We start from the raw sequence: 24,269 nt of genomic DNA on the forward strand, positions 1-24,269 counted from the left end.
CCATGCAGATCAGCATCAAGATGCAGAACCTGGGCGCTGTGAAGGATGTGCTGGCGAAGCTGGGCGGGCCCGAGGCGCGCGTGGCGTATGCCAAGGCGGTGAACGATACGGCTTTTCAGGTGCGGCGTGCCATGCAGGCCGAGATGCGTAAGGTGTTTGACCGCCCCACGCCGTACATCCTGAAAAGCAGCTTTGTGCAGCAGGCCACGCCTGACAAGCTGAGCGCGCGCATTGCCCCCGAGAACCGGCGCGATAGCCCAGGCGTTGACCCGCAGAAGATCCTGCAGGCGCAGGAGTTTGGTGGGCCGCGCCGTGACAAGCGTAGCGAGGTGGCTTTGCGCAGGGCGGGTATTTTGCCGCCGGGTTGGCAGATCGCTATCCCTGCCACGCCGTTCCCTGGCAGTGATGACGGCCGGGGCAATCTGCGCGGGGCGTTCATGGTGCAGCTGATCAGCTACTTCCAGGCGTCGCCCGAGCAGGGCTACAGCGCGAACATGAAGGACAAGCGCAAGCGCGCCATCCACCGTGGCACGGCCAAGACGGCCGGGCGGCGCTACTTCGTTTCATACGGCCGCCTGCGCGGCCAGCACCTGGCCCCGGGCATCTGGGCGGCCATGGGCACGCACGGCGTGGATGTGCGGCCTGTGGCGATGTTTGTGCGGGCGGGCAGCTACACGCCGCGCCTGAGCATGGACCGCATTGCCAGCCAGGTGGATGTGCAGGCTTACATGGATAGGCGCCTGCGCTTTCGCATCCGCGAGGCGGCGGGCATTTGAGGATCACGCTGGCATGAACCACTACCCCCACCACATCGGTGATTTCAACAATGCCACCCGGCATTTAACGTTCGTTGAACGGGCGTTGTACCGGGAGCTGTTGGATTTGTATTACGACACCGAACGCCCGTTGAACGCCGACGTAACGAAGATTGCGCGGCGCGTGCTGGCGCACACCGACGACCAGCGCGGGGCGTTGCAGGTGGTGCTGGATGAGTTCTTTGTGCTGCGCGATGACGGCTGGCACAACGACCGCTGCGACCGGGAGATTGCTGAGTTTCATTCAAAAAGAGAGCAGCAAAGCCAAGCGGGGCGGGCGTCTGCGGCCAAACGGAAGCGTGGCAGGCCACCGGCAGCGGGCGTTGCACATCCGTCTGGCGATGCTCCAACGGGTGGCGGTGGTGCTGCTGGCACTGGTTCAACGCCCGTTGAACGCCCGTTGAACGGGCGAACCACCAACCAGAACCAGAACCAGAACCATATAAAAGAGACTTCGTCTCCAAAAGCCGACGACGGTGCAACGCCCGTTCCATCGGCCGTGCAACCGGCAGGCAACACAGTGCCGAAGTCGGAGGGCGAGTGGGCCATGCTGTTCGGCACGGAGTTCGGCGTGGAGGTGGACCACACTGACCTGCAGGACCGCAAGAAGTTCTGGCCCAAGGCTAAGGCGTGGGTATCGGCTGGCGTGACGCTGGGCCAGATGCGCGCAGCCGTTGCCAAGGCGCGGGATGAAGCCACCGAGGGGATTGCGTATCTGCCTGCCTACGTGGATAGGGTGCTTGATTCGATGAGTGCTGCGGCGGCGCTGGTGGCCAGTGCCCAGGCTGGTGAGCGGTTTACCGAGAAAGACTACGGTACAACGGTGAGGGCTGTGTGATGAACCTTGCCAATGCCTTTGCCAAGGGGATGCCGGTGATCCACAGGCCGCCGCTGGATCGTGAGGATGTGTGTGATGAGCATGGGGCGTATGTGGCCTTGTGCCATCTGGGTAGCGTCTGGACTGGCTGCCCCATGTGCGCCCGTGCGGCTGAAGAGCGCAGGGATGCGCAGGAGGCCAGGCGCCAGAAGGATCTGGCGGATGCTGAGTGGTCGCAGCGCTTGGGCCGTGCCGGTATTCCCGAGCGCTTCATGCGCTGCAGCTTTGACGGGTATGTGGCCAACACCCCCATGCAGGTGCAGGCCCTGGAGTTTGCCAAGGGCTACGCCCGCGACTTTGAGCGGGTGCGCGCATCGGGCCGGGGCGCCATCTTCGTGGGCAATGTGGGCACGGGCAAGACGCACTTGGCTGTGGCCATCGGCATGCATGCCATGCGCAGGCACGGGGCGTCTGTGCTGTTCATGCCCGTGCAGCGCGCAGTCCGGTCCATCAAGGACACGTGGGCGCGCGGCAGTGCCATGACGGAATCCCAGGCGGTGGCCGTGCTGACCTATCCCGATCTCCTCATCCTCGATGAGGTGGGTGTGCAATTCGGGTCGGACTATGAGCGCCAGGTGCTGTTCGATGTGCTCAATGAACGGTACGAGCGTCGCAAGCCAACGCTGTTCCTGTCGAACAAGACGCAGGACGAAGTGGCGGCCACCTTGGGCGAACGTGTGATGGATCGCCTGCGCGAAGACGGCGCGGCCGTGGTCCCGTTCGACTGGCCCAGCCATCGGGGAAGGGCGGCGCAATGAACGGCCGCTGTCTTATTCACGGGTCCTTCCCAGCTCCTTGCCGTGCGGGTAATTCGCACCCCGCTGTCGCGCTAGTGCAGGGGTTTTGGAAAGGGTGGACGGTGGACGGTGGACTTTTGGAGGTGGACAAAAAATGAGGCAGAGCGAGCTGGCGAAGGCACTCGGTTTGTCAAAGCAGGCGGTCAGCAAGCTCAAGGGGCAGGGCATGCCGGTGCACAGCGTTGAAGCTGCCCGCGCCTGGCGTGATGAGAACCTGAGCGTGGCGGCCCGCAAGGAAACCCGCGAGGCCGTGCCCGTCCCATCGGCTGTGCCAGTGGCACCACCCCGCAGCAGGCCAGACACGCGCACCTTCCCCCCGCTCAGTGATGATGAAGATGGCGAAGACGAAGACTTCAAGGCCGCTCGCACCCGCGAAAAAATATCCGAAGCCAACATGGCCGAGATGAACGAGGCCAAGATGCGGCGCGAGATGATCAACGTGGCTGTGGTGGAGCGCCAGCTGGCCACCGACTACGCCACGACCCGTGACGCTCTCCTGCAGATCCCGGCACGCATCGCCCCCCTATTGGCGGCCGAGACCGATACAGCCGCCATCCAAACCATGCTGGACGCCGAGCTGCACCAGGCCCTGGCCAATCTGGCCGGCACAGCAGAGCAGGCGAAGAACGCAGAAGGGGCCTTCGATTGACCGCCCGTGACGTGCCTGACGCCGATCTGCTGTTTGCAGAGGTGATGGCGCGTGTGCGCGCCCAGTTCCTGGCGCCGCCGCCTCGCATCGACACGGCTGCTTGGGCCGCCCAGTATCGGCACATTGCCAAGGGCCCCGAGCGCGGCCCGTGGCGCAACGAACGCACCCCCTACTTGGTGGAGCCCATGCAGTGCGCCAGCAGCCACATGCCGTATGAGCGCGTGGTCCTGTGGTTTGCAACCCAGCTCGGCAAGTCCGAAGTGCTCTACAACTCCGTCATGCAGCGGATCCACACTGATCCGCAGGACATGATGATGGTGCAGCCCACGCTGCAGGACGCCCAGGACCACAGCAGCCAGCGCTTCCTGCCCACCATCATGCAGACCCCTGCCATGCACGGTAAGGTGGCGGTGCGCAAAAGCCGAGACGAGTCCACCAGCTGGCGCAGCCGCAGCATACAAGGCGGCTTCACCGTGTTCTTTGCAGGTGCCAACAGCGCCGCCAGTCTCGCCTCCAAGCCGCTGGGCTTTGCCGTTGCTGACGAGGTGGATAAGTGGCCCGCCGACGTGGACAACGAAGGTCCCCCGCTGGGTCTGCTCGAAGAGCGCATGAGCAACTTTGCGCGGCGCAAACTCATCATCGCCAGCACCTGCAACATTAAAGGTACAAGCATCATCGAAGCGGAATACCTGGCCAGCGACCGGCGCCAGTATTTCGTTCCATGCCCGCACTGCAGCGAAACGCAAATCCTGCTGTGGGGTGCAAAGACCGACTGGGGCATCAAGTGGCTCAAGACACCGAGCGGCGAGCCCAGGCCAGAGACAGCCGTGTACATCTGCCGCCACTGCGGCGGCGCCATCGAAGAGCGCGCCAAAGACGGCATGCTGGCCAACGGCATCTGGGTGCCCCAGGCGCCCGGGGCAGGTCAGGGCAAGCGCGCCGGATTCTGGCTCAACAAGCTGTACAGCCCCCTAGGCTGGCGCAGCTGGGCCAGCCTGGTCGAAGAATGGAACACCGCCCAAAAGGAAAAGCTCTCAGGCAACAGCGCGCCGCTCAAGAAGTTCCTCAACTCATCCCTGGCCGAGACATGGGAAGAAGTCGGTACCGGCGCCGACAGCCGCGCACTGGCTGCCCGTGCAGAAGACTACGACTTTGGCGCCGTGCCGCGCGGTGGCCTGATGCTAACGATGGGAGTGGACACCCAGCCCGACCGTCTGGAGGCCCGCGTGTGGGCCTGGGGCAGGGGTGAGGAAAGTTGGCTCGTGGCCCGCCACATCATCTACGGTGACCCCAACCTGGACGAGGGCACCGAGGGCAGTCCCTGGACGCGCCTCACAGAGATCCGCAGCACGCCCATCATCCATTCCGTGAGTGGCACCCAGATGCTGATCGAGGCCACGGGCATCGACACCGGTGGCCACAATACCCACGCCGTGTACAGCTACTGCCGTGCCCATGCCCATGCCAAGGTGCTGGCGCTCAAGGGTGCCAGCCAGTACGGGAAACCCGTCATCGGCAAGCCCAGCGGCATCGACATCAGTTGGCGCGGCCGCACCATCACCAACGGCGTCAAGCTCTGGCCCATTGGCACGGACACGGCCAAGCACCTGATCTATGGGCGCATGCGACTCACGCAGGCTGGCCCGGGCTACGTGCACGTCCCAAAGGCCCTGGTCGGTACCGATGAGTTTGAGCAGATGACCGCTGCACGCCTTATGCCCGTCACCGTGCAAGGCAAGCCCAGCATGCGGTGGATTACACCCCCAGGTCACCGTGAAGAGGGTGGGGATTGCTTTGTCTATGCATACGCCATGGCCTGCCACCTGGGGATTCAGACCTATCGTGAGCCGAGCTGGGAGCGGCGTGAGCAAAAGTACGCGCCGACGAATCCTGACCTGTTCAGCCAGCCAGCTCAATTAGAGGTGAAATCCCCGAAATCACAAGACAAAGAAAGCGCTGATAGCTATAAAAAACATAGCGAATCAAAGACCGTATCCAGCCCTGCACCGCAGCGCCCACCAGCGCAACACCGCCCCGTTCACGCCTCCGATGAGTGGAGTGCCCGCCTATGACACACCTGCACGCCATGCCCACCATGACCCACCACACCACCGCCCAGACCGAAGACGCAGCCATCCAGCTCGAACACGACTTTGTGGAGATCATCCGCGAGCGCATTGGCCTTAACGAAACGCTGGCCACCATCCACGCGCAGGAGATCGTGCGCGGGCTGCGCGAACGGCATGGCGGGCAAGAGCTGTGGATCCCGGCGCCCGACAAGAGCGAGCGCAACGCGGCCATCCTGCGCGACTTCAACGGCGTCAATGCCCGTGAGGTGATGAATCGGCACGGCATCAGCCGCGCGCACCTCTACCGCATCGTGGGTGGGGCGCGGCCCAAGGGGCAGGGGGACAAGCCTGGTGCTGCCAGCATCGGGGTCAGTAGTGCGGCGGCGCCCAGGCTGGGGCAGGGCGGTGCGGCGCTGCCCTTCAAATAGTCTCCTTTTCCCCCTGTAAATGAGACAGGCGGGCGCGTAGGCTGGCCCGCCATGAGCACAGCCACCGACATGTATGCGGCCTATCTGGCCGCCGAAACCGCCATTCTCTTGGGCAAGGATGTCAGCTTCCAGGGCCGCCGCGTCGCCATGGAAGACCTGGACTCCATCCGCAAAGGCCGCCAGGAGTGGGAAGCCAAGGCCCGCGCCGAGGCGCAGCCCGCTGGCCGCCGTGGCGGCTTAGGCGGCTACTCCGTGGCCAGCTTCAACGACTGCAACTGACTGCGCCCTGGAGCCTCCACCATGAACGCCTTCGACTTCTGGGTGTACCTCACCGACCCATCCGAGCGGCTGCGCCGCGCCCATGCCCGCAAGGTCCTCAACCGGTATGAGGCCACCACGCCCAGCCCGTTTCGCAGCAAGCGCCGCAGCAACCGCGCCCCCAACGACATCGTGCAGCGCGATGCGGCCACGCTGCGCGCCATCGCCCGTGATCTGGAGCGCAACCACGACATCTTCCGGGGTTCGCTGCGCGTGCTGGTCAACAGCACCATCGGTGCCACAGGCATTGGAGTGGATCCCCAGCCACGCCGGGCAGACGGCACCATCCACACCGCCTATGCCGAGGCGCTGGCCGATGCCTACAAGCGCCATTGCAAGCGGCCCGAGGTAACCCGCCGCTACAGCGACAGCATGGCCCAGCGCCTCATTGCGTACACCTGGTTTCGTGATGGTGAGGGCTTCGGCCAACAGATTTATGGCGAGGTGCCCGGCCTCAAGCACTCCACCGCCGTGCCGTATTCCATCGAGCTGTTCGAGCCCGACTTCGTGCCCCTGGACTACAACGACCCCGGCAACCGCATCAAGCAAGGCATCCAGGCCAACGCCTGGGGGCAGGCCATCGCGTACCACGTTTACAAGCTCGACCCGCGCGACAACATGGGCGCGAACTGGCTTTCGCCGCAGGACATCAAGGCCATCCCTGCCGATCGCATGATGCACATCGCCACGCTCGACCGCCTGCACCAGTGGCGCGGCGTGTCCGAATTTGCCAGCGTGCTCACCCGCATCGAAGACCTCAAGGACTACGAAGAATCCGAGCGCATCGCCGCCAAAATCGCCGCGTCCATGACGGCCTACGTCAAGCGCACCCACCCCGACGGGTTTGACCCCAGCAGCATCCCTGAGAGCCGCCGCGACGAACGGGGCAACATCATCCCCCGTGACATTCGCATGTCGCCTGGCATGGTCTTCGACGACCTGCTGGTGGGTGAAGAAATCGGCATGGTTAAGTCAGACCGGCCCAACCCCAACCTGGTCGGCTGGCGCGCTGGCCAGCTCAAGGCCTTTGCAGCTGGCATCGGCGCCGGTTACTCCAGCGTCAGCCGCAACTATGACGGCACCTACAGCGCACAGCGGCAAGAGCTGGTCGAGCAGTGGATGCACTACGCCGTGCTGGCCGACGAATTCGTGTGCATGTGGAAGCAGCCCGATTACGAGCGCTTCGTGCAGGTGGCCCACCTCTCGGGCGTGGTCAAGCGTCCATGGGATGTGCCCGAAGACCGCGCAGCAGATGCCCTGTACCTGGGCCAGTCCATGCCCTGGATCGACCCGCTCAAGGAAGTGCTCGCGTGGGAGAAGCGCACCCAGGCTGGCTTTGCCAGCGAGCAGCAGGCCATCCGCGCCGCAGGTGGCAACCCGCGCGACGTGCGCCAGCAGATTTCGGAATGGCGCGCGGGCAACGACGCCGCCGGGCTGCGCTTTACCAGTGATGCGCGGTACATGAAAGGCGTAGAGGGAGACAGCTCGGCCGAAGCGCCCGAAGATTCAACCGGCCGCAAACCCGCGCCAGATAACGATTCCGGCCAAAACTAGGGCCCTAAAAATTGTCTCATTTTCCCCCTGTAAATGAGACAGCCGATTCTAGAAACTGCCCCTATCCGAGACGTGCGCACCTTGCGCGCCAACCGACTGAAAGAAGGCAGTTTCCATGACCCACACCACACCCACCTGGTACGCAATCCGCCGCCGCACAGCGCTTGCAGCGGCTGCCATGGGTGTCACTGCGGCCGCAGAAATCTATATCTACGGCGACATCGGTGAAAGCTGGTGGGAAGAAACCGTCAGCGCAGCCCAGTTCGTCAAAGACCTGAACGCCCTCGACGCTGAAGCCATCACCGTTCGCATCAACAGCATCGGCGGCAGCGTGCCCGATGGCCTTGCCATCTTCAACGCCATGCGCCGCCACAAGGCCACCATCACCACCGAGGTGGATGGCATGGCTTTCAGCATCGCCAGCCTGATCGCCATGGCGGGCGACAAGGTGCACATGGCCGACAACGCCATGTTGATGATCCACGCGCCGTGGACGTACGCCGCAGGCAATGCAGCAGAGCTGCGCGAAGTGGCCGACCAGCTCGATACCTGGGCCGCCGCCATGTCCACCAGCTACGCCGCCCGCACGGGCGACCAGCCCGCCATGCTGGCCCTGCTCACCGATGGCAAGGACCACTACTACACCGCCGCCGAAGCGCTCGATGCCAAGTTCATCGACGCAGTGACCGACCCCATGCCCGTGGCCGCTAGCGCTGCGCGCGATCTGCCCCTGTCCCGTTTCCGTTCGCTGCCTGCATCCCTGCAAGCGGCGGGCACTTCCGCAGCAGCTGCTGCACCTTCCGCTGATGAGGATCCCATGACGAAATTCCGTTCCCACGTGCTGCTGGCCGCCCTGGGCGCTGCTGGCGCCGCTGCGGCCGGTGGCGGAAGCGCCGCCGCGCCTGCTGCTCCAGTTGTGGCTGCTGCCACGGTGCCCGATGCCGCCGCCATCCTGGCCGCCGACAAGGCCCGCCGCGAAGGCATTCGCGCCGCCTTTGGCCCGCACCTGCATGTCGAGGGTGTGCAGGCCATCCTGCAGCAGTGCGAGGACGACCACGCCACCACCCCCGAGGCTGCAGGCCTGCGCTTGCTGGCCCACGTGGGCAAGACCATGCAGCCCGCTGCGGGTGCCGACGTGCGCACCATCGAAGACGAGCGCGACAAGTTCGTCGCTGCAGGCGTGCAGGCTGTTCTGGCGCGCGGCAACATCTCGGTGGACAAGAGCGGCCCCGTGCGTGCCGAGGGTGCCAACCCCCTGCGCGGTCGCAAGCTGCTGGCCATTGCCGAAGCCTGCCTGATCCGTGCCGGTGTTCGCACCGAAGGCATGGACCAGCGCGCCATGGTGGCTGCTGCCTTCACCACCTCGCGCAGCGACTTCCCCATCCTGCTGGAGAACGTCCTCCACAAAACCCTGCTGGGTGCCTATGCCCTGCAGGCCGACACCTGGACGCGCTTCTGCGCCCGTGGCTCTGTGAGCGACTTCCGCGTGCACAACCGCTACCGCGTGGGCAGCCTCTCCAATCTGGAGAGCAAAAACGAGCTGGGCGAGTACCGCAGCAAGACCATCCCCGATGGTGAAAAGGCCACCATTCAGGCCGGTACCAAGGGCAACATCATCAACATCAGCCGCGAGATGATCATTGATGACGACATGGGCGCCTTCACGGGCCTGGCCGCCAGCCTGGGCCGTGCCGCAAAGCGCACCATCGAAGCCGATGTGTACGCCGCCCTGCTGTCCAACAGCGGTCTGGGCCCGGTGCTCAACGACGGCAAGACCCTGTTCCATGCCGACCACGGCAACATTGCGGGCACCGCTGCAGCGCCCACCGTCACTTCGTTTGAAGCGGCCCGAGTGCTGATGCGCGCCCAGAAGGACGTTGGCGGCAACGACTTCCTGGAGATCTCGCCCGACGTGTGGCTGGGCCCCGATGGCATCGTGGGCCAGGCCAAGGTGGTTAACAACTCCACCTTCGACCCCGACGCCGCCAACAAGCTGCAGCGCGCCAACATCGCCGCCGCCATGGTGCGCGACATCGTGGGCTCGCCACGCCTCAGCGGTACCCGCTGGTACTTCTTTGCCGACCCCGTGCAGGCCCCGGTGATGGAAGTTGCCTTCCTCGATGGGGTGGATGCGCCCTTCATCGAGATGGAAGAAGCCTTCACCACCGATGGCGCCCGCTGGAAGGCGCGCCTTGACTACGCGGTGGGCGGAGTCGATTTTCGCGGCGCCGTCACCAACGCAGGCGCCTGATCGCAGCCGCCTCAGCAGCAAAGCCCCACAGGCCCGACCCTCAAACCCTGACCGAAGGAAACCATCATGGCAGGCAACTACATCGTGTCCGGCGACGTGCTGGACTACACCAACACCACTGGCTCAGCCCTGGCCAGCGGCGCAATGGTGCTTATTGGCGCCCGCGTGGGCGTCGTGCTCACCAACATTGCTAACGGCGCAACGGGTGCCGCGCGGATGCGTGGCGTGTTCACCGTGGCCAAGCTCAGTACAGACGCACCCGCCCAGGGCGCACTGCTGTACTGGGACAACACCAACAAGCGCCTCACCACCACAGCCAGCGGCAACACCCTGGCGGGCTACGCGGCCAAGGCTGCGGGTTCTGGGGCCACCACGGTCGAAATCAGCATCAACGCCTGATCGCGCCCGGCCATGTCCCTCGCCCCCTTCGCCGCCCTCGAAGCCCGCGTCTGCGACGCGGTGCAGCGCCGCCTGGCCAACGCCACGGCGGTGTACCAGGGCGGCGCCCCCTTCGGCGTGCTCTTCGACCGCACTGCGTCCGACCCGTACGGCCAGGCGGTCGATGTGGCGGCGCTCACGGTGGGCTACTGCGTGGTCAACACGCCGGGCGTGCGTGAGGGCAGCGAGCTGACCATCGACGGCGTGGTGCACAAGATCACTGGCCCGGTGCAGCCCGATGCGGGCGGCTGGATTCAGCTGTCGGTGTACCCCAAGGACTGACCCATGCTTGCTCTTGCGCCTCTCATCAAGCTGCGCTTGACCCAGCTCCCTGAGCTGGAAGGCTGGGACGTGCGCACCAACACCGAAGACGCTGACCGGCGGTCGATCCCATCGGCTGATGTTCGCTGTGTGGGGGCTGCTGTGGCAGATGCCAAGGCGGGGGCTGTGATGTTGGCGCCGCGTTGGCAGGTCATCCTGGTGGTTCGTCGAGGCGATACGGCCCCAGAGCTGATTGACCAGGCGCTGTCCGCCGTCATCTGTTCGCTGTTTGGCTGGCGTGTTGGTGAGCAGGGTGGTCGCGGATGGGAGCCATTCACGCTGGACGGCATCACCGAGCCCATGCTGGCCGATGAGGGTTTGGTGGGCTACCAGATCACTTTCGCAACCGCCGCCCGCTACATGGGCGGCACCAAGTAACAAACGCATCCAACACCATTCTGGAGAACGAAATGGCCCTGATTCACGAAGAGCAGAAGTACACCATCCCGCGCGGCCGTGCGTACTTTGACCCCGAGGACGCCAATGGCAACCTCACGGGTGAAATCGCGTTTGGCAATTGCCCGAGCGTCACCGTCACCATTGCCACAGAAAAGGCCGAACACTTCTCGTCCATGACCGGCTTGCGCGAAAAAGACGCTTCGGTGGTTGTGCAGATCGACCGCACTGGCTCCCTGGTGTGCGACCACATGTCGGCTGCCAACTACGCGCTGTGGCTGTCTGGCTCGCGCACTGCCCGCACTCAAACTGCTGTGGCTGTGGTGGATGAGCTGCGCGCTGTGCAGCCTGGCCGCTTCTACCAGCTGGGTGCTGTTGCAGCTAACCCACTGGGTGTGCGCAACGTCACGGCCGTGACGGTCAAAAACGAAGCGGGCACCACCACCTACGACGCGGGCGACGACTACAACGTGGATCTGGAAACTGGCCGCGTGCAGATTGTCGAAGGCGGCGCCATCGTGGCGGGCAATGTGAAGTTTGGCTACACCCCCGTGGCTGCCAGCTTCGAGCGTGTCACCACCGGCTCTACCTCCGAAATCCGTGGCGCCCTGCGCATCGTGTCGGACAACGCCACCGGCGGCGACCGCGACTACTACATGCCGCGCGTCACCCTCACGCCCGACGGCGACCTGCCCATCATCGCTGAGGGCACCGACTTCGTGCAGCTCAACTTTGGTCTGGAAGTTCTCAAGCCCGCCAACGGTGAGGCCATCTACTGCGACGGCCGCCCAGTAGCCGCGTAGCCGACACCCCCCACCACGGCGCCCAGCGCGCCGTGCGCCTCCAAGTGCCGCCCTGCAAATGGCGGCAGTTGAAGCCGCTGCATTGCCTAAACCGCCCGCAACACACCACCCGCCATGGCATTCAAGCCCATCGAGATTCTGATCAACGCCAAGGACAACGCGTCCCAGGCGATTGGCAGTCTGCGCGACAGGCTTTCGGCCTTTGGTGACATGGCCAACAGCCTCGCGGGGCGCTTGGCTGCTGTGTTTGCGATTGGCACTCTTGCCCGCTCTGCGGCAGAGATGGAGACCTTGCAGGCTGGCCTGACCGCCGTGGAGGGCAGTGCCGAAAAGGCGGCTGAAGGCCTGGATTTCGTTCGGCGCATGGCGGATGCGGCGGGTGTCGATGTCGTGGAGGCCGGGCGTGCCTTCTTGGGCCTCAGCGCTGCAACCAAAGGTACGGCGGTGGAGGGTGTTGCCACCCAGCAGGTGTTCGAGGCCGTCACCATTGCGATGGCGAAGGCGGGCAAGAGCAGTGCCGAAACCGTCAATGCGCTGGGCGCCTTGGGCCAGATGGCTGGCAAAGGCACGGTGCAAATGGAGGAGCTGCGTGGCCAGCTCGGAGAGGCTTTGCCTGGGGCGCTCAATGCCGCTGCCAAGGGCTTGGGTATCACCACGAAGGAGCTGACCGACCTGGTGAGCGCTGGGCAGATCACGGCGCAAGATCTGTTTCCGGCGTTAACCAAGGGGTTGAATGAGCTGTACGGCACAACCACTGGTGCGCAAACGCTCTCGCAGGAACTGACGAATGTTCAGAACGCATTCACCGCCATGGCTTCAACCATCGGTGAATCCGGTGGCCTTACGGCGCTGAAAACAGGGGCAGAGATCGCACAGACGGCAATCACGCTGCTGGGCGACACGCTGGTGGTAACCGGTAAATCTATCGGCGTGATGGTTGCCGCTATCACCACTCTGGACTTCTCGGGTGTCAAGAAAGCCTTTGCCGATATTGAGACCGAAAGCCGCGACCGTTTGCTGAAGGCGGCAAAGAACAACGAAGTTCTGCGTGGCTACATCGCTACGCTGGGTAACGAAGCCACCAAAACCGCCCTGGCCACCCAGCAAGCTGGCGACTCCGCCGAGAAGGCTGGGCAGAAGGCTGCGGCAGCTGCCGATCTGTGGGTCAAGCTCAGCAGCGGCTACAACCAGGTTCTCAAGAGCATCCGCGACAACATCGACGCCCAGGAAAAAAGCGTTATTGCCCGCGATGCCGAGGGCAGGGCTGCGCTGGCCCTGGCTGCAGCCTTTGGTACCGAACAGGAAAAGCGCGACGCCCAAGTGAAGGCGGCCGCCGCCAACGCACAAGAACTGCAGAAGCTTGCCCTGTTGCGCCAGACCGAGCTGGCCACCATGCGTGCCCAGCTCGACGCTTTGCAGCAAGAAGCCGCCGGCAACAAAACGCTCAGCGCGGAACGGTCGAAGCAGCTGGAAGAGCTGCAAAAGCAAATAAACCTGCGCCAGCAGGATGCTGACAAGGCCACGGCTCAGGCGCAGGCATCGCGCCTGGCTGCCGAGCAGGCCAGGGCTGAGGCAGAGGCCAGCCGTGACAACTCGGCGCGTGTGGGTGAGTTGCGTGCCGCGTATGAAGCCGCAAGAGCGGAGCTGGATCGCGTGCGCCAGGCCAAGCTGGCAAACAAGGCAACCTCTGAAGCGGTCACACAGGCAGAGCTGGCGCTTGGCAGGGCTGCTTTGGTGTATCGCGATGCCTTGCAAGACCAACTGCGAGCGATAGAGGCTAAGGCCAATGTGCAACGCGCCGATCTGGACGTGCAGGCGGCCACCGTGCAACTCGCCATTGAGCAGCAGCGCGCTATCTATGAGGTGGCGCGTGCTCGGGGTGATGAGCGCGCAGCCATGGCAGCCCAGACAGAGATGCGCCGTCTGGAAATCGAGCTGCTGCGCTTGAGCGCCCAGGCGAAGCGCGCTGAGGCTGATGCAGCTCTGGCGACGGCAGAAGCTAAGCGTGCAGAACTTATCGCCAGCGGGGAGTATGTTGGCGCCAAAAAGCTGGAGATTGAAGCGGCCATGAGGGCCGCCGAGGTCAAACGCCTCGAAGGCCAGATCGCCGACACCATGGCAAACAAACTGCGTGATCTATCGGTTGCGCAGGGTGATCTGAAGAAAAACACCGAGATGGCCACCGGATCACTACTTGCCCAGGCGGGTGCGCTGGAACGCCTTGGTGATGGTGTTCAAAGGGTGGGCTCTGGATTCCGCAACAAAGACGGCTTCACCAGCGACGCCCTCGGCAAGGCCGAAACCCAAGGCATTTGGACCCGCGCCGCCATCATCGACTACCTCACCCAGTCCGGCCTGGACGAGCAGATCGCCCGCAAGCTCTCTGAGCAGTTTGTAGACGCCAACGGCAATGTGCCCTATGCCGCCAACGACGTGCAAAAACGCTGGGCGGGCCGCTACGGCACGTTGTCCGAAGCCCTCGGCAAGATGGCTGACTACTTCCAGAACACCGACCAGGGCCAGATGGAGGCCCAGCAGATTCTGGACTACGAAAAGGCGCGCCGCAGCACGCCTCAGGCAGCAGGCAATGGGGCTGGTGCGCCTGCAACGGCTGGCGCCCCTGCGCGCGCCACGGGCACCAGCGTGGGCGCTGCGCCTGCTGGCCAGTCCAACTCCATCGTCATCAACGTCCACGGCGTCACCGACCCCGCCAAGCTGGCCCGCATGTTGGAGCCCGAACTCAAGCGCATGGCCGCGCTGGCTCGCTGACCACCACCAACACCTATGCCATCCGTACAACGCTTTCTTTCTGGCCGCAACAACCTGGTGCGCACCGCTGCGGCGCTGGCTGCATCCAGTGTTGCCGCCAGCACCGCCATCGAGCGCACCAGCGCCGTGCGGGCGGGGGGCGGGCGGGTGCTTCTCAGCGGGGCATACACCGGCCACGAGGCCGCGCAGGTGCAGGTAGAGGTGGTGGCGGCGGGCGGCATTCCCCGCGCCAGCGTGCCGCAGTTTGTGGGGGTGGGCAACGGCCAGCTGGCCGTGGTGGGGGTGGACGCGGGCGCCGCTCAGCAAACCTTCACCCTCACGCTGGCCGACCTGGGCGTGCCCACTGCCAATGCGGGGCTGGATGTGCGCGAGGTGCGCATCCGCGCCAAGGCGGCTGGCGACGTGGGTAACAGCATTCGCATCACGGTGCAGCCCCAGCTGGTGCGCACGGCAACGGCCTGGGCGCTGCTCAGCGACTGGAGCACCGGCAGCACCACCCAGTCGGGCCCGCAGTGGGACTTTGGCGGCCTGCCGCTGTCTGCAGCTGGCGAGCTGGATGCCACAGGCCCCCGCATCCAGTTCGGTTTCGACCCCCAGGTGTACCGCCCTTACCGCGTGTTCAAGGATGGCGAGTGGCGCTTTGGCGTGTCGCCCGAGCTGCAGCGCAGCGTATCGGCGGGCACCAAGGTGTTTTCCGTCACCGGCGGGTATGTCATCACCGTCACCAACGGCACCACCACCGAAACCTATGGCGACACCGTGGCCATGCAGCCGCCCGTGGTCAGTTTTCATGACCTGTTGTTGGCGCTGGATGCGTCGGCCCTGGTGGAGGTGGCGGGTGTGGTGGCGGCTGATCGCGCCATTGGCGGGCAAGCTGCCATTGATGTGCCCTTGCGCACCAGTGCCTGGCTGCTGTCGCTGGCTGGCGCAGCCAAGCTGCAGGACGTGGTCATCCCGGGCGATGCACCTACCCAGGCCGTCACCGTGCGCTGCATCAACGCCGATGTGATCGGGCAGGAGCGCTGGAGCGTGGTGGGCGATGTGTCTGGCGAGCTGGCCACGGCCACCACCGGGGCCCCCTACGTCAGCGCGGCCGCGCTGTTCACGGTGCCCGAGATCAAGCCTCTGGCGGGTTCGGGCGGTGGGTGGTCCTTCAAATACAACCCCGCAGGCCGTGCCGAGGGGGCGGGCCTGCCCAGCGTGTGCGTGCGCCCGTTCCGCTTTGGCGTCAATGCACGTCCGGTCACTGTCACGTTCCGGTATTCCAAGCGCCCGCCTGCTGACTGCAAGTGCAGCGACGTGGCCACCCCCGTGGTTTCGCTCAAGTGTTTGGGCATTGATGGAGGAGACGATATGGCTCTCGATGCCGAGTATCAGACTCGGCTGCAAACGCTTTTCGGGTGGCGATCCGATTTCATGGCTGGCAACACCAGCGCAAACCCCGACAACCTGGGGTTTGCCAAAGATGACATGGATCTGGTCGATTCTGCGGTGGACACCTTCGGTACCGCCCTGGCAGAGATCTACGCCGAAGCGCCTGCAGCCGCTGAATGGGACACTGCCCTCACAGAGATGCAGGCCGAGCTGGCCTGGATGCTGGGCCTGTACCCCAACGCGGGCGCAACGCTGGTCGAATACCAGGGCGGCGCTGTCAACGTGGTCTACAACAATACCCAGGTGGGCCGCAAGTACCAGGTGAAGGCTGTGCGCCGCGATACGGTGGCTGTGCCCTTTGGCCCCGCCATCCTTGCAGACGCTGAGGGCTGGACCGACCCCTACGCCGCCACCTGGGCGGATGACGATACCCCCTTCACCATCTCTGTCACCCTGGGCAGCGTGGCCTGGGCTTTCGACTACGAGCTGTGGACCGAAACCGCCAGCGACCAGGTCAACCTGCAGAAGTTCACGGGTGAAGACGCCCAGACGCTCACCGACGAGCGCCGCACCCAGTTCATGCGCCGCTACACCGCACGCATGGACCATGTGCGCACCCTGGCGGGCATCGTCCCAAAATCTGACCCCAGTAGCAGTGTCGCGGGCGGCTGCTGGGTTGACCATGGTGGTGCCAACTGGTGGGTGGACACCGAAGGCTACTACCTGCCCGCATTCACCAACCAAGGCTACGTCAGCGCCCGGCGCAACACCGAGACTGGCGTGCCTTACTCCACCAAGGAATTCGGCTTTGGCCTGGTGGTGGCCTGCCCTGAGCGCCTGGCGCTGGGCGATGAAATCACCATCCGCATCCTTCAGGTAGACAGCGCGCGCCCCTACAGCGTGGGCGACTCTGCTGTTTTGCAAACCGTGGGCGCTGGCCCGGCCTGGCTCACGGGCGGTGTGGACGGCACCGACGAGCAAACCTGGCGCGTGGCCGCCAGCGCGGCCGGTGCGCTGCCCGACTACATGGTGCCCACCGACGGCAGCGCCGCGCCCACTTACACACAGGCGGGTGTCAGCTTGCAGCTGGCGCTGGGTGGCATCCCTTACGCGCTGGGCGACAAGTTCAGCTTTGCGGTCGAGGCGGGCCAGTACCGCTGGCGCAAGGACGGCGGCGCCTGGGCTGCTGCCGCAGACATCCCCGCCACCGGCCTTGCTGTGCTGGCCGATGGCCTGCAGGCCACCTTTGCCCCCGGCGCCGCCCCCAGCTTTGTGGCGGGCGATGCATACACCTTCGCGGTGTACCAGCCCAACGCGGCCAGCCATGTGCAGGCGGCCACCGCGCCCGCGTGGGCATGGGCTGGCGCCAGCGCCAGCACTACGGTGGACTTTGGCGCCAGCCAGCCCCTGGCCATGCTGGCCATGGCCCGCTACAACCTGCCCGCTGGTGCTACCGCCACCGTGCAGCTCAGCGACGACGGCGCCACCTGGTCCGCCGCTGTGGCGCTGGATGTGTCGGGCCCCATTGCTCTGCACAGTTTTGACGATGACACCGCCGCGCGCTACCTGCGTGTGAACGTGGCCAGCGCCACGGGCGGCAGCATCGGCTGGCTCTGGGCGGGTGTGCCGCTGTCCATGGGGTACAGCGCCACATCGTGCCAGCGCACCCGCCGCTGGGCGGTGCAGCGCGGGCAGGGCGTCAATAGCGCCGCCCTTTACTCGGGCGCGGGTGATGGCTGGGCCGTTGGGTGGGACACAGGCGGCGCGCTGGGCGGCTACCTCGCACAGGACGAACTGGCGGCCCTGCTGGCCGTGGTGGACTGGGCCCAGCAGCACGACGAGCCGCTGATCTTCCTGCCCCACTACCAGCACCCCCAAGACGCCGCCTTGGTGATGGCGGGCTCTGACGCCCTGGAAGTGACCGACGTGCACGAATACCAGCCCAACGCCAGCACCAAGCGCATGCTGTCGGCCAGCCTCACGCTGGACCCTCTCTACACCTGACGGCCCGGCATGATGCAGCCCCACATCACCATCGCCGCCACAGACGCCGCACCGGCCTACACCCTGGCTGCGCCTGGCAGTGCGCAGCCAGCCACCGGCCTGCTGGTGCCGCGTCTGCGCGCCGTGAGCGCCCTGCAGCGACCCCTGTCCATCCCTGGCATTGCCCCGGCGCCCGGCAGCAGCATGGATGCAGAGCTGAGCAACCAGGACGGCTACCTCACCACCCTGTGGGGCCAGAGCCCGCCCGTGCGCCGCCGCGCTACCGTGGCCGACGCCAGCACCGGCAAGACCCTGTTCGAGGGCGTGGTGACTGCTTTGCAGCTGGGCGACGAGCTGCGCCTGAGCCTGGAGGCCGGGCTGGATCGCCCCCTTTCTGACAACCTGCCCCTGCGCACCAGCGCCGTGTGGGGTGGCTGGCGCGATGTGCGCGTGCTTCCCTGGGCCTATGGTGTCGTCACCCTGGCCCCCATCCAGTACAGCGACGACCAGCGCGTGTACCTGCTGGCGGACCACCCCGTGGCCGGTGTCGATGCAGTCACCCGCGACGACGTGCCCGTGCAGGACTGGGCCTGGCGCAACGGGGTGGACAGCACCGGCCGCGCCGTGGCCTTCCTGGAGCTGGCCCAGCCCCTGGCCGAGGGCGAGCGGCTGGCGGCCACCGTGCGCGGCCGCATGCACCCCACCACCGGCCAGCTGCTGCAAACGCCTGCCGAAGTGCTGTTTGACCTGCTGGCCAACCTGGCCCGTGCCCCCGTGCAGTGGCCCGACCTGGACGACTACCGCACCGAAACGGCGCACATCGTGCTGGGCGGGGTGCTGGCCGACAACAGCATCAGCATCCGCACGGCGGTGGATGCCCTCATGCAAAGCGCTGGCAGTGCCTGGGCAGCCGCCATGCCCGGCATTGCCACCACCTGGCCCCCGCTGGCCGATGCCGCTGCGCCTGCCATGCCGGTGAACAAACTCACCGCCACCAGCCTGCAGGCGGCCACCAGCGCCCAGGGCGTGTGCACCGTGCTGCGCGTGCTGTACGACTTTGACCACGCCGCCCAGCGCTACCGCCGCGCCATCCAGCTGCGCGCGCCTGACATGGTCAAGGACTTTGGCGAGCTGGAGCAGGAATGGGCCGCCCCCTGGCTGCGCAGCCCCCGGCATGCCGAAGCCCTGGGCCAGCGCATGTTGTCCTGGCTGGCCCGCCCGCGCTGGCGCGTCACCTGGCAGCAGTCGTTTGCCGATACTCCCACGGGTGCCTGGGTGGACATGGCCCACCCCCAAAGCCCGCTGCAGGGCCGTCACCGCCTGGTGTCTGCCGACCTGGACCTGGGCGCGGCCACGCTGTCGTGCGCCATTGAGGCGCCCGTGGGTGAGGCGCCCGCCATCGAAACCACGCGCCTGTCCACCGCGTTCGACCCGGTCATCCAGCCCGGCATCACGGTTGAGGTGGCCAACGGCCAGATCATCTTCACGGCGCTGGATGAGCAGGGCCGCCCGTTGGCTGGTGCGCGCATCACGCTCGACGGTGGTGCCAGCCGCATTGCCGATGGGGCAGGGCGTGTGTCGTTCCCTGCTGTGCGCGGGCGCCATGTGCTGCTGATCGAGGCCACGGGCTACGAGCCCTCCGAAGCGGTGGTGGTTGTATGACGCAGCGCCGCCGATTCTTCCCATCCGCCGCGGTGCAGACGGTGCCCGGTGCATCCGTCGAGGTGGGGGTGCGTCTGCAAAAAGTGGGTGCGGTGGTTGCGGCCAGCGTGGCGCCGCCCGTGGTGCCCGACCCGCCCGAGGGCTACTGCACCGGGTGGATCTCGCAGGTGTTGAGCTTTGCGCCCCCGCATGCCTATGCGGTGAACGTGCTGCCCGATGGGCGCACCGAGATTCAAGGCGTGCTCGACGAAATCGGGGAGGCCGACTACCGGGGGCTGGTGTCATCGATGTGGGAGGGCGTCCCGGCCTTGCTGGATGGCGAAGGGCGGGCGCTGCCTGTTCCGAGCGACACCTTTGTCTGCGTGGAAATGAGCATTGACGTGGGCCGGGCTGAATTGCTCCCGGGCATGCAGTTCATGGCTCTGGCGCCTGCATGTACCTGGCTGCCCGAATGGGACTCGCCCAGCGAAGAAGACCCGCTGGTGTCTGCGTCGGGCCACGTCGTCACCGTGGCGGGCAGCACGCTGCTGGTGCAGGCCATCAACCCCGGCTTCGGAGATTTGCCGGTTGAAACGCTCACCGCACAGGCGTTCTTTGGCGCCGTGCAGGTGGCGCAGATCAGCTTCAGTGCCCACCGCGTGGGCGAGTGAAACAGGACTTTTGGCATGACTTGCTCCACCACCCCCCAGCCCCACAAGCGCGGCGCCAGCTTTGACGAGCTGATCGTCATCCCATCCCAGTTTGCCGATGGCTACTTTGCCGATTTCACGCCTGCCAGCCAGGTGCGCACGCTGGACGGCACCCTGGTGGCCAACCTCACCTGCGAGTGGGTGGACCCGGTCACCACCCGCGCCCTGCGCCTGACCTGCCTGGACACCACCGCCTGGCCCATCGGCCCCGTGCTGATCGACGCGCGGTTCAAGCGCGCGGGCGATGGCTATGTCATCAGCACCACCAGCGCGCAGCTCATCGTGGTCAAGGACGTTACCCGTGAGGTGCCAACGCCATGACGCATCCCACCTTTGTGCTTGCCTTTGCGCCCCGGCCCGTGGCTGTTGCCGAGTTTGCGGCGGCCTATGTGGGCCCGCGTGGGCCTGAAGGGCCGGGAGGGGGTGCTGGCTATGTTCACCCCCAAGCCACTCCCTTGTCGGTATGGACGGTGGCCCACAACCTCGGCCGCCGTCCCTCTGTCACCGTCACCGACCACCTGGGCAATGTGGTGGTGGCGGATGTTTTGTACCTGGACGACGACATCGTGCAGGTGTCCCACGGCGTGCCGTTTGCTGGCTTCGCTTACTGCAACTGAGGTATCACCACCATGAAAATCACCAATACCCTCGACGCCAACGGCTTCAAACTCTCCAACCTGGCCGACGCGGTCAGCCCGCAAGATGCGGTAACCAAGGCGCAGCTCGACGCCCAGGCCCAGGGCTTCAAATGGAAAGACCCCGTACGTGCTGCCACCACGGCCAACATCACCCTGTCGGGTGCTCAGACCATCGATGGTGTGAGTGTTGTGGCTGGTGACCGTGTGCTGGTCAAGGAACAATCCAGCGGCTCTGCCAACGGTATCTATGTGGCTGCATCGGGCAGCTGGAGCCGCGCCACCGATTTCGATGTGGCTGCAGAAGTTCTGGGTGCTACGGTGTTTGTGTCTGAGGGCACGGCCAATGGCAATGCCCAGTTCAAGATGACCACCGATGCGCCCATCACGCTGGGCACTACGGCACTCGCCTGGGCTCAGGTGGGTGGTGGCACCAGCTACACCGCAGGCGATGGCATCAGCATCAGCGGTGGGGTTATCGCGGTGGACCCTGCAGTGGTGGCCCGCAAAGCCAGCGCCACCATTGGCGACGGTAGCGCGACCACCATCACCGTCACTCACAACCTCAATACGCAGGATGTCCTTGTCAGCGTCAAGGAGGTATCTACCAACGCAGGCGTGCTGGTGGACTGGGTGGCGAATGGTGTGAACACCGTGCAGCTCACTTTTGGTACGGCACCTAGCTCGGGCCAGTACCGTGTAACGGTGGCGGCATGAAGCACCTGAGCGAGCAGGTTTTCACGGCTATCCGTGAGACGGTGGTGACGGCGAACACCGGCACGGCCTACACGGTAGACGGTGCCAAAGGCACCATTTTCGACCTCACGCTGACCGGCAACTGCGCCTTCACCTTCCTGGCGGCGACCAGTGGCGGCCAGTTCACGCTGCTGCTCAAGCAAGACGGTACGGGTTCGCGCACCGTCACCTGGCCATCCAGTGTGCGTTGGCCGGGCGGCACGGCGCCGGTTATCACGGCCACGGCCGGGCGCACCGATGTGGTGTCGTTCGTGTGCGACGGCACCTACTGGCTCGGCTTTCTTGGCGGTCAGAACTTCAACAGGGCCTGACCGATGTTTATTGCAACACGCGCAGGGGTTCTGGTGCCAAAGGTGTTTGACGGCGACCCCTACTACTCCAATGTCTCGCTGCTGCTGCACGGCGATGGCGCGAACGGGTCAACGACCATCATCGACAGTAGCCCAACGCCCAAAACGGCGACGGTGTTTGGCAGTGCCCAGATCAGCACCGCCCAGAGCAAGTGGGGCGGTTCGTCGCTGTACTTTGACGGTTCTGGCAGCTACCTGCGGTATCCCAGCCACAGTGGATTCGAGTTTGGTTCGGGTGATTTCACTGTTGAGCGTTTTGTCCGGCGGGGTGTCGTCAATTCCGAGCAGGTGTTGATCACGTATGGCCCTCAAGACCAAAGCACGGCTTACGCCCCTCTGTTGCTGATTCGATTCAATGGCAACAACAGCATTCAGGCGTACTGCAACACCTCTGAGACAGCCAGCGCTGTGTTTGGCAACTGCGCTTCTTCCGCTTCTTTCTCCAGCACTTCGACCTGGTATCACGTCGCCTATGTGCGCAGCGGCAGCAATTTCTACCTGTTTGTCGATGGAGTGCTGGTGGCCTCGGCTACGTCCAGCAATACGCAGGGATCTGGGGCGGGGTCGTACCTGTTCCTGGGTCGTGACTGCCGCTCTGTCCCTTACTACTACACGGGCTACCAGGAAGAAGTCCGCATCACCAAAGGCGTCGCCCGCTACACCGCCGCCTTCACGCCACCTACGGCGCCATTCCCTGGGGGTTGACCATGGGCCGATATGTAGAAATTGCAACCAGCGCCACCGTCACGGTAGCCGAAGTCCGCACGCTGTTCCCGCATGTGTCCATCCCGGATGGTGCGGACCTCGCTGATCTGGGTTATGCCCGGCTTGTCGAGACAGAGGCGCCAGCTGCAGGGGCTGGGTTCAAGGTGGTCGCAGGTCAGCCGACTCCATCAGAAGGTGAGTGGCGCACAACGTGGGATGTTGTGCCGCTGACCGCCGAAGACATTGCAGCGCGTGCGGGTGCCCGCTGGGGCCAGATCAAAGTTGAGCGCGACCGGCGCGCGGCCATGGGCGTGAAGGCGGGCGGCCACTGGTTCCACAGCGACCAGAAAAGCCGCACCCAGCAGCTCGGCCTGGTGCTGCTGGGGCAGGGCATCCCGGCTGGTCTGCAGTGGAAGACCCTGGCCTACACGCCCCAGCCGGTGTTCGTGGCCATGACCCCGGCGCTTGCGGTGGCCATCGTGCAGGCCACGGCCGCCAGCGACACCGCCATCTTCACCGCCGCCGAGGTGCACCGCATGGCCATGGAGGCCAGCCCCGAGCCCGGCAGCTACGACTTTACCGGCGGCTGGCCGCCATCTTTTGAGGACGAAGCCCATGAAGCAGGTTTTGCAGTTGACGCGAGCGTATTTTGAGCAGGTCTTCATCGCGGCCGACCAGCTGGTCAACGCGCTGATCCCGCCCATTGACGGCACCGTGAGCTACGCCGACGAAACCCTCAGCGCCCGCGCCTACCGCGCGCACCGCGACGGCAAGGTGCTGGGCAGGCTGTTCATGCCGCTCATCGATGTGCTGTTTTTCTGGCAGGGCCCGGGCCACTGCAAGAACGCCTACACCAAGGAGTTCGAGCGCAAGAACTACCCCACCGAGTACCACCCGCCCAACCAGCCGCGCTACACGCCGCGCGGGCGGTGAGCTGGCGGCAACAGCAGAGCCATACCAACAACCAATACAGAGGGGATTCATGCCTGAACCAACGTCAACATCCGGCATCAGCCTGGCCGCAGTTTCCATCGCGCTGCTGGGGCCCATGGCTGGGCCCTATGCCCTGATCGTGTTCGCGGCCCTGGCTGGCGCGCTGTGGCCGCTGAGCGCGGCCGACACCATGACCCGAAGCGCTGGCGCCTGGCTGCTGCTGCGTTGCACGCTCACGGCTGTGGTGCTCACGTCGGCGCTGTCGCTGTGGCTGCAAAAACAGTGGCAGATCCCCGCCAATGAGGCTCTTGCCCCTGTGGCCTTCGCCATCGGTGCCCTGGGCAACGGCTGGCGCCCTGTGTTTGAAGCGGCGGGCGCTGCGCTGCAGGCTGTCGTCTCCCGTGCTGGAGGTCCCAAGCCATGAATGCTTTGCTGATCGCACACGAGGCGGCATGCCTGCTGCTGTTCGTCACCGTGTTCTGCCGCATGCAGAAAACCACCAGGCGCACACGTACCGCCATCCGCCTGTCGTTCTGGCTCTTGGGCACCGTGGCGGCCATGGGCATGGCCTGGCCGTTGATGGGCTGGCCGCTGCCCTGGTTTGGCGTGGTGCTGGCGCTGGCCATCGTGCAGGTGCAGTGGGTCACATCCCATTTCTGGCAGGGCGGGGCGCCTGGGCCATTCGTGAAGGGGTAGC

General features: G+C 65.3%; 26 protein-coding genes. All 26 read left to right on the plus strand.

What is annotated here, in order from left to right:
- Positions 1-2: 2 nt before the first annotated feature.
- Positions 3-776: a hypothetical protein gene (locus tag ACTPOI_RS00355; protein ID WP_440105395.1), complete on the plus strand. Its 774-nt coding sequence runs from the start codon at positions 3-5 to the stop codon at positions 774-776.
- A 13-nt stretch (positions 777-789) separates the two neighbouring features.
- Positions 790-1,653, plus strand: coding sequence for a YdaU family protein (locus tag ACTPOI_RS00360; RefSeq protein WP_440105397.1), 864 nt, complete (start codon positions 790-792; stop codon positions 1,651-1,653).
- Entirely contained in the window at positions 1,653-2,450 is a 798-nt protein-coding gene (locus tag ACTPOI_RS00365; protein ID WP_440105399.1) for an ATP-binding protein, read from the plus strand. Before ACTPOI_RS00360 ends, ACTPOI_RS00365 begins: the two co-directional genes overlap by 1 nt.
- Before the next feature lie 133 nt (positions 2,451-2,583).
- Positions 2,584-3,138, plus strand: coding sequence for a hypothetical protein (locus ACTPOI_RS00370; protein WP_440105401.1), 555 nt, complete (start codon positions 2,584-2,586; stop codon positions 3,136-3,138).
- A complete protein-coding gene (locus ACTPOI_RS00375) occupies positions 3,135-5,210 on the plus strand; it encodes a phage terminase large subunit family protein (protein ID WP_440105403.1) in 2,076 nt (691 codons plus the stop codon). The genes ACTPOI_RS00370 and ACTPOI_RS00375 overlap by 4 nt, the downstream gene beginning before the upstream one ends.
- Positions 5,207-5,635, plus strand: a complete 429-nt coding sequence (locus ACTPOI_RS00380) for a Mor transcription activator family protein (protein WP_440105405.1) — start codon at positions 5,207-5,209, stop codon at positions 5,633-5,635. Before ACTPOI_RS00375 ends, ACTPOI_RS00380 begins: the two co-directional genes overlap by 4 nt.
- Before the next feature lie 51 nt (positions 5,636-5,686).
- Positions 5,687-5,914: a hypothetical protein gene (locus ACTPOI_RS00385; RefSeq protein ID WP_440105407.1), complete on the plus strand. Its 228-nt coding sequence runs from the start codon at positions 5,687-5,689 to the stop codon at positions 5,912-5,914.
- Between the two features lie 21 nt (positions 5,915-5,935).
- Positions 5,936-7,507, plus strand: a complete 1,572-nt coding sequence (locus ACTPOI_RS00390; RefSeq protein ID WP_440105409.1) for a phage portal protein — start codon at positions 5,936-5,938, stop codon at positions 7,505-7,507.
- Positions 7,508-7,622: 115 nt separating this feature from the next.
- Positions 7,623-9,758: a ClpP-like prohead protease/major capsid protein fusion protein gene (locus tag ACTPOI_RS00395; RefSeq protein WP_440105411.1), complete on the plus strand. Its 2,136-nt coding sequence runs from the start codon at positions 7,623-7,625 to the stop codon at positions 9,756-9,758.
- A 66-nt stretch (positions 9,759-9,824) separates the two neighbouring features.
- Positions 9,825-10,157, plus strand: coding sequence for a DUF2190 family protein (locus tag ACTPOI_RS00400; RefSeq protein WP_440105413.1), 333 nt, complete (start codon positions 9,825-9,827; stop codon positions 10,155-10,157).
- Positions 10,158-10,169: 12 nt separating this feature from the next.
- The gene (locus ACTPOI_RS00405) at positions 10,170-10,478 is read left to right on the plus strand and encodes a head-tail joining protein (protein ID WP_440105415.1); all 309 of its coding nucleotides are present in this window, start codon (positions 10,170-10,172) and stop codon (positions 10,476-10,478) included.
- Between the two features lie 3 nt (positions 10,479-10,481).
- A complete protein-coding gene (locus tag ACTPOI_RS00410) occupies positions 10,482-10,895 on the plus strand; it encodes a hypothetical protein (RefSeq protein ID WP_440105417.1) in 414 nt (137 codons plus the stop codon).
- 32 nt (positions 10,896-10,927) lie between these two features.
- The gene (locus ACTPOI_RS00415) at positions 10,928-11,716 is read left to right on the plus strand and encodes a hypothetical protein (RefSeq protein ID WP_440105419.1); all 789 of its coding nucleotides are present in this window, start codon (positions 10,928-10,930) and stop codon (positions 11,714-11,716) included.
- 114 nt (positions 11,717-11,830) lie between these two features.
- Positions 11,831-14,485 carry a tape measure protein gene (locus ACTPOI_RS00420; RefSeq protein WP_440105421.1) on the plus strand — a complete coding sequence of 885 codons (2,655 nt, stop codon included), beginning with the start codon at positions 11,831-11,833 and terminating at the stop codon, positions 14,483-14,485.
- 15 nt (positions 14,486-14,500) lie between these two features.
- Positions 14,501-17,863 (plus strand): discoidin domain-containing protein, encoded by a 3,363-nt coding sequence (locus tag ACTPOI_RS00425; protein WP_440105423.1) that lies wholly within the window; start codon positions 14,501-14,503, stop codon positions 17,861-17,863.
- Between the two features lie 9 nt (positions 17,864-17,872).
- Positions 17,873-19,504: a carboxypeptidase-like regulatory domain-containing protein gene (locus tag ACTPOI_RS00430; RefSeq protein WP_440105425.1), complete on the plus strand. Its 1,632-nt coding sequence runs from the start codon at positions 17,873-17,875 to the stop codon at positions 19,502-19,504.
- Positions 19,501-20,154 carry a hypothetical protein gene (locus ACTPOI_RS00435; RefSeq protein ID WP_440105427.1) on the plus strand — a complete coding sequence of 218 codons (654 nt, stop codon included), beginning with the start codon at positions 19,501-19,503 and terminating at the stop codon, positions 20,152-20,154. The genes ACTPOI_RS00430 and ACTPOI_RS00435 overlap by 4 nt, the downstream gene beginning before the upstream one ends.
- A gap of 15 nt (positions 20,155-20,169) precedes the next feature.
- Entirely contained in the window at positions 20,170-20,514 is a 345-nt protein-coding gene (locus ACTPOI_RS00440; RefSeq protein ID WP_440105429.1) for a hypothetical protein, read from the plus strand.
- The gene (locus tag ACTPOI_RS00445) at positions 20,511-20,810 is read left to right on the plus strand and encodes a hypothetical protein (protein ID WP_440105431.1); all 300 of its coding nucleotides are present in this window, start codon (positions 20,511-20,513) and stop codon (positions 20,808-20,810) included. Before ACTPOI_RS00440 ends, ACTPOI_RS00445 begins: the two co-directional genes overlap by 4 nt.
- A gap of 12 nt (positions 20,811-20,822) precedes the next feature.
- Positions 20,823-21,545, plus strand: a complete 723-nt coding sequence (locus ACTPOI_RS00450; RefSeq protein WP_440105433.1) for a head decoration protein — start codon at positions 20,823-20,825, stop codon at positions 21,543-21,545.
- Positions 21,542-21,895: a hypothetical protein gene (locus ACTPOI_RS00455; RefSeq protein ID WP_440105435.1), complete on the plus strand. Its 354-nt coding sequence runs from the start codon at positions 21,542-21,544 to the stop codon at positions 21,893-21,895. The genes ACTPOI_RS00450 and ACTPOI_RS00455 overlap by 4 nt, the downstream gene beginning before the upstream one ends.
- Positions 21,896-21,898: 3 nt before the next feature.
- Positions 21,899-22,639 carry a LamG domain-containing protein gene (locus ACTPOI_RS00460; protein ID WP_440105437.1) on the plus strand — a complete coding sequence of 247 codons (741 nt, stop codon included), beginning with the start codon at positions 21,899-21,901 and terminating at the stop codon, positions 22,637-22,639.
- Positions 22,640-22,641: 2 nt separating this feature from the next.
- Complete coding sequence (locus ACTPOI_RS00465) at positions 22,642-23,292, plus strand: DUF4376 domain-containing protein (RefSeq protein WP_440105439.1); 651 nt, start codon at positions 22,642-22,644, stop codon at positions 23,290-23,292.
- The gene (locus ACTPOI_RS00470; protein WP_440105441.1) at positions 23,255-23,572 is read left to right on the plus strand and encodes a hypothetical protein; all 318 of its coding nucleotides are present in this window, start codon (positions 23,255-23,257) and stop codon (positions 23,570-23,572) included. Before ACTPOI_RS00465 ends, ACTPOI_RS00470 begins: the two co-directional genes overlap by 38 nt.
- 49 nt (positions 23,573-23,621) lie before the next feature.
- The gene (locus tag ACTPOI_RS00475) at positions 23,622-23,996 is read left to right on the plus strand and encodes a hypothetical protein (protein WP_440105443.1); all 375 of its coding nucleotides are present in this window, start codon (positions 23,622-23,624) and stop codon (positions 23,994-23,996) included.
- Entirely contained in the window at positions 23,993-24,268 is a 276-nt protein-coding gene (locus tag ACTPOI_RS00480) for a hypothetical protein (protein ID WP_440105445.1), read from the plus strand. Before ACTPOI_RS00475 ends, ACTPOI_RS00480 begins: the two co-directional genes overlap by 4 nt.
- Position 24,269 lies beyond the last annotated feature (1 nt).

This window comes from Acidovorax sp. BL-A-41-H1 (genome assembly GCF_051942715.1).

Excerpts from the sequence above, each read along its gene's own strand:
- ACTPOI_RS00480 (WP_440105445.1), top strand. The coding sequence starts at position 23,993 with ATGAATGCTTTGCTGATCGCACACGAGGCGGCATGCCTGCTGCTGTTC.
- ACTPOI_RS00455 (WP_440105435.1), top strand. The coding sequence starts at position 21,542 with ATGAAGCACCTGAGCGAGCAGGTTTTCACGGCTATCCGTGAGACGGTG.
- ACTPOI_RS00420 (WP_440105421.1), top strand. The coding sequence starts at position 11,831 with ATGGCATTCAAGCCCATCGAGATTCTGATCAACGCCAAGGACAACGCG.
- ACTPOI_RS00470 (WP_440105441.1), top strand. The coding sequence starts at position 23,255 with ATGAAGCAGGTTTTGCAGTTGACGCGAGCGTATTTTGAGCAGGTCTTC.
- ACTPOI_RS00395 (WP_440105411.1), top strand. The coding sequence starts at position 7,623 with ATGACCCACACCACACCCACCTGGTACGCAATCCGCCGCCGCACAGCG.
- ACTPOI_RS00475 (WP_440105443.1), top strand. The coding sequence starts at position 23,622 with ATGCCTGAACCAACGTCAACATCCGGCATCAGCCTGGCCGCAGTTTCC.
- ACTPOI_RS00360 (WP_440105397.1), top strand. The coding sequence starts at position 790 with ATGAACCACTACCCCCACCACATCGGTGATTTCAACAATGCCACCCGG.
- ACTPOI_RS00465 (WP_440105439.1), top strand. The coding sequence starts at position 22,642 with ATGGGCCGATATGTAGAAATTGCAACCAGCGCCACCGTCACGGTAGCC.
- ACTPOI_RS00410 (WP_440105417.1), top strand. The coding sequence starts at position 10,482 with ATGCTTGCTCTTGCGCCTCTCATCAAGCTGCGCTTGACCCAGCTCCCT.
- ACTPOI_RS00380 (WP_440105405.1), top strand. The coding sequence starts at position 5,207 with ATGACACACCTGCACGCCATGCCCACCATGACCCACCACACCACCGCC.
- ACTPOI_RS00390 (WP_440105409.1), top strand. The coding sequence starts at position 5,936 with ATGAACGCCTTCGACTTCTGGGTGTACCTCACCGACCCATCCGAGCGG.
- ACTPOI_RS00435 (WP_440105427.1), top strand. The coding sequence starts at position 19,501 with ATGACGCAGCGCCGCCGATTCTTCCCATCCGCCGCGGTGCAGACGGTG.
- ACTPOI_RS00365 (WP_440105399.1), top strand. The coding sequence starts at position 1,653 with ATGAACCTTGCCAATGCCTTTGCCAAGGGGATGCCGGTGATCCACAGG.
- ACTPOI_RS00425 (WP_440105423.1), top strand. The coding sequence starts at position 14,501 with ATGCCATCCGTACAACGCTTTCTTTCTGGCCGCAACAACCTGGTGCGC.
- ACTPOI_RS00385 (WP_440105407.1), top strand. The coding sequence starts at position 5,687 with ATGAGCACAGCCACCGACATGTATGCGGCCTATCTGGCCGCCGAAACC.
- ACTPOI_RS00370 (WP_440105401.1), top strand. The coding sequence starts at position 2,584 with ATGAGGCAGAGCGAGCTGGCGAAGGCACTCGGTTTGTCAAAGCAGGCG.
- ACTPOI_RS00400 (WP_440105413.1), top strand. The coding sequence starts at position 9,825 with ATGGCAGGCAACTACATCGTGTCCGGCGACGTGCTGGACTACACCAAC.
- ACTPOI_RS00415 (WP_440105419.1), top strand. The coding sequence starts at position 10,928 with ATGGCCCTGATTCACGAAGAGCAGAAGTACACCATCCCGCGCGGCCGT.
- ACTPOI_RS00430 (WP_440105425.1), top strand. The coding sequence starts at position 17,873 with ATGATGCAGCCCCACATCACCATCGCCGCCACAGACGCCGCACCGGCC.
- ACTPOI_RS00460 (WP_440105437.1), top strand. The coding sequence starts at position 21,899 with ATGTTTATTGCAACACGCGCAGGGGTTCTGGTGCCAAAGGTGTTTGAC.
- ACTPOI_RS00445 (WP_440105431.1), top strand. The coding sequence starts at position 20,511 with ATGACGCATCCCACCTTTGTGCTTGCCTTTGCGCCCCGGCCCGTGGCT.
- ACTPOI_RS00405 (WP_440105415.1), top strand. The coding sequence starts at position 10,170 with ATGTCCCTCGCCCCCTTCGCCGCCCTCGAAGCCCGCGTCTGCGACGCG.
- ACTPOI_RS00355 (WP_440105395.1), top strand. The coding sequence starts at position 3 with ATGCAGATCAGCATCAAGATGCAGAACCTGGGCGCTGTGAAGGATGTG.
- ACTPOI_RS00440 (WP_440105429.1), top strand. The coding sequence starts at position 20,170 with ATGACTTGCTCCACCACCCCCCAGCCCCACAAGCGCGGCGCCAGCTTT.
- ACTPOI_RS00450 (WP_440105433.1), top strand. The coding sequence starts at position 20,823 with ATGAAAATCACCAATACCCTCGACGCCAACGGCTTCAAACTCTCCAAC.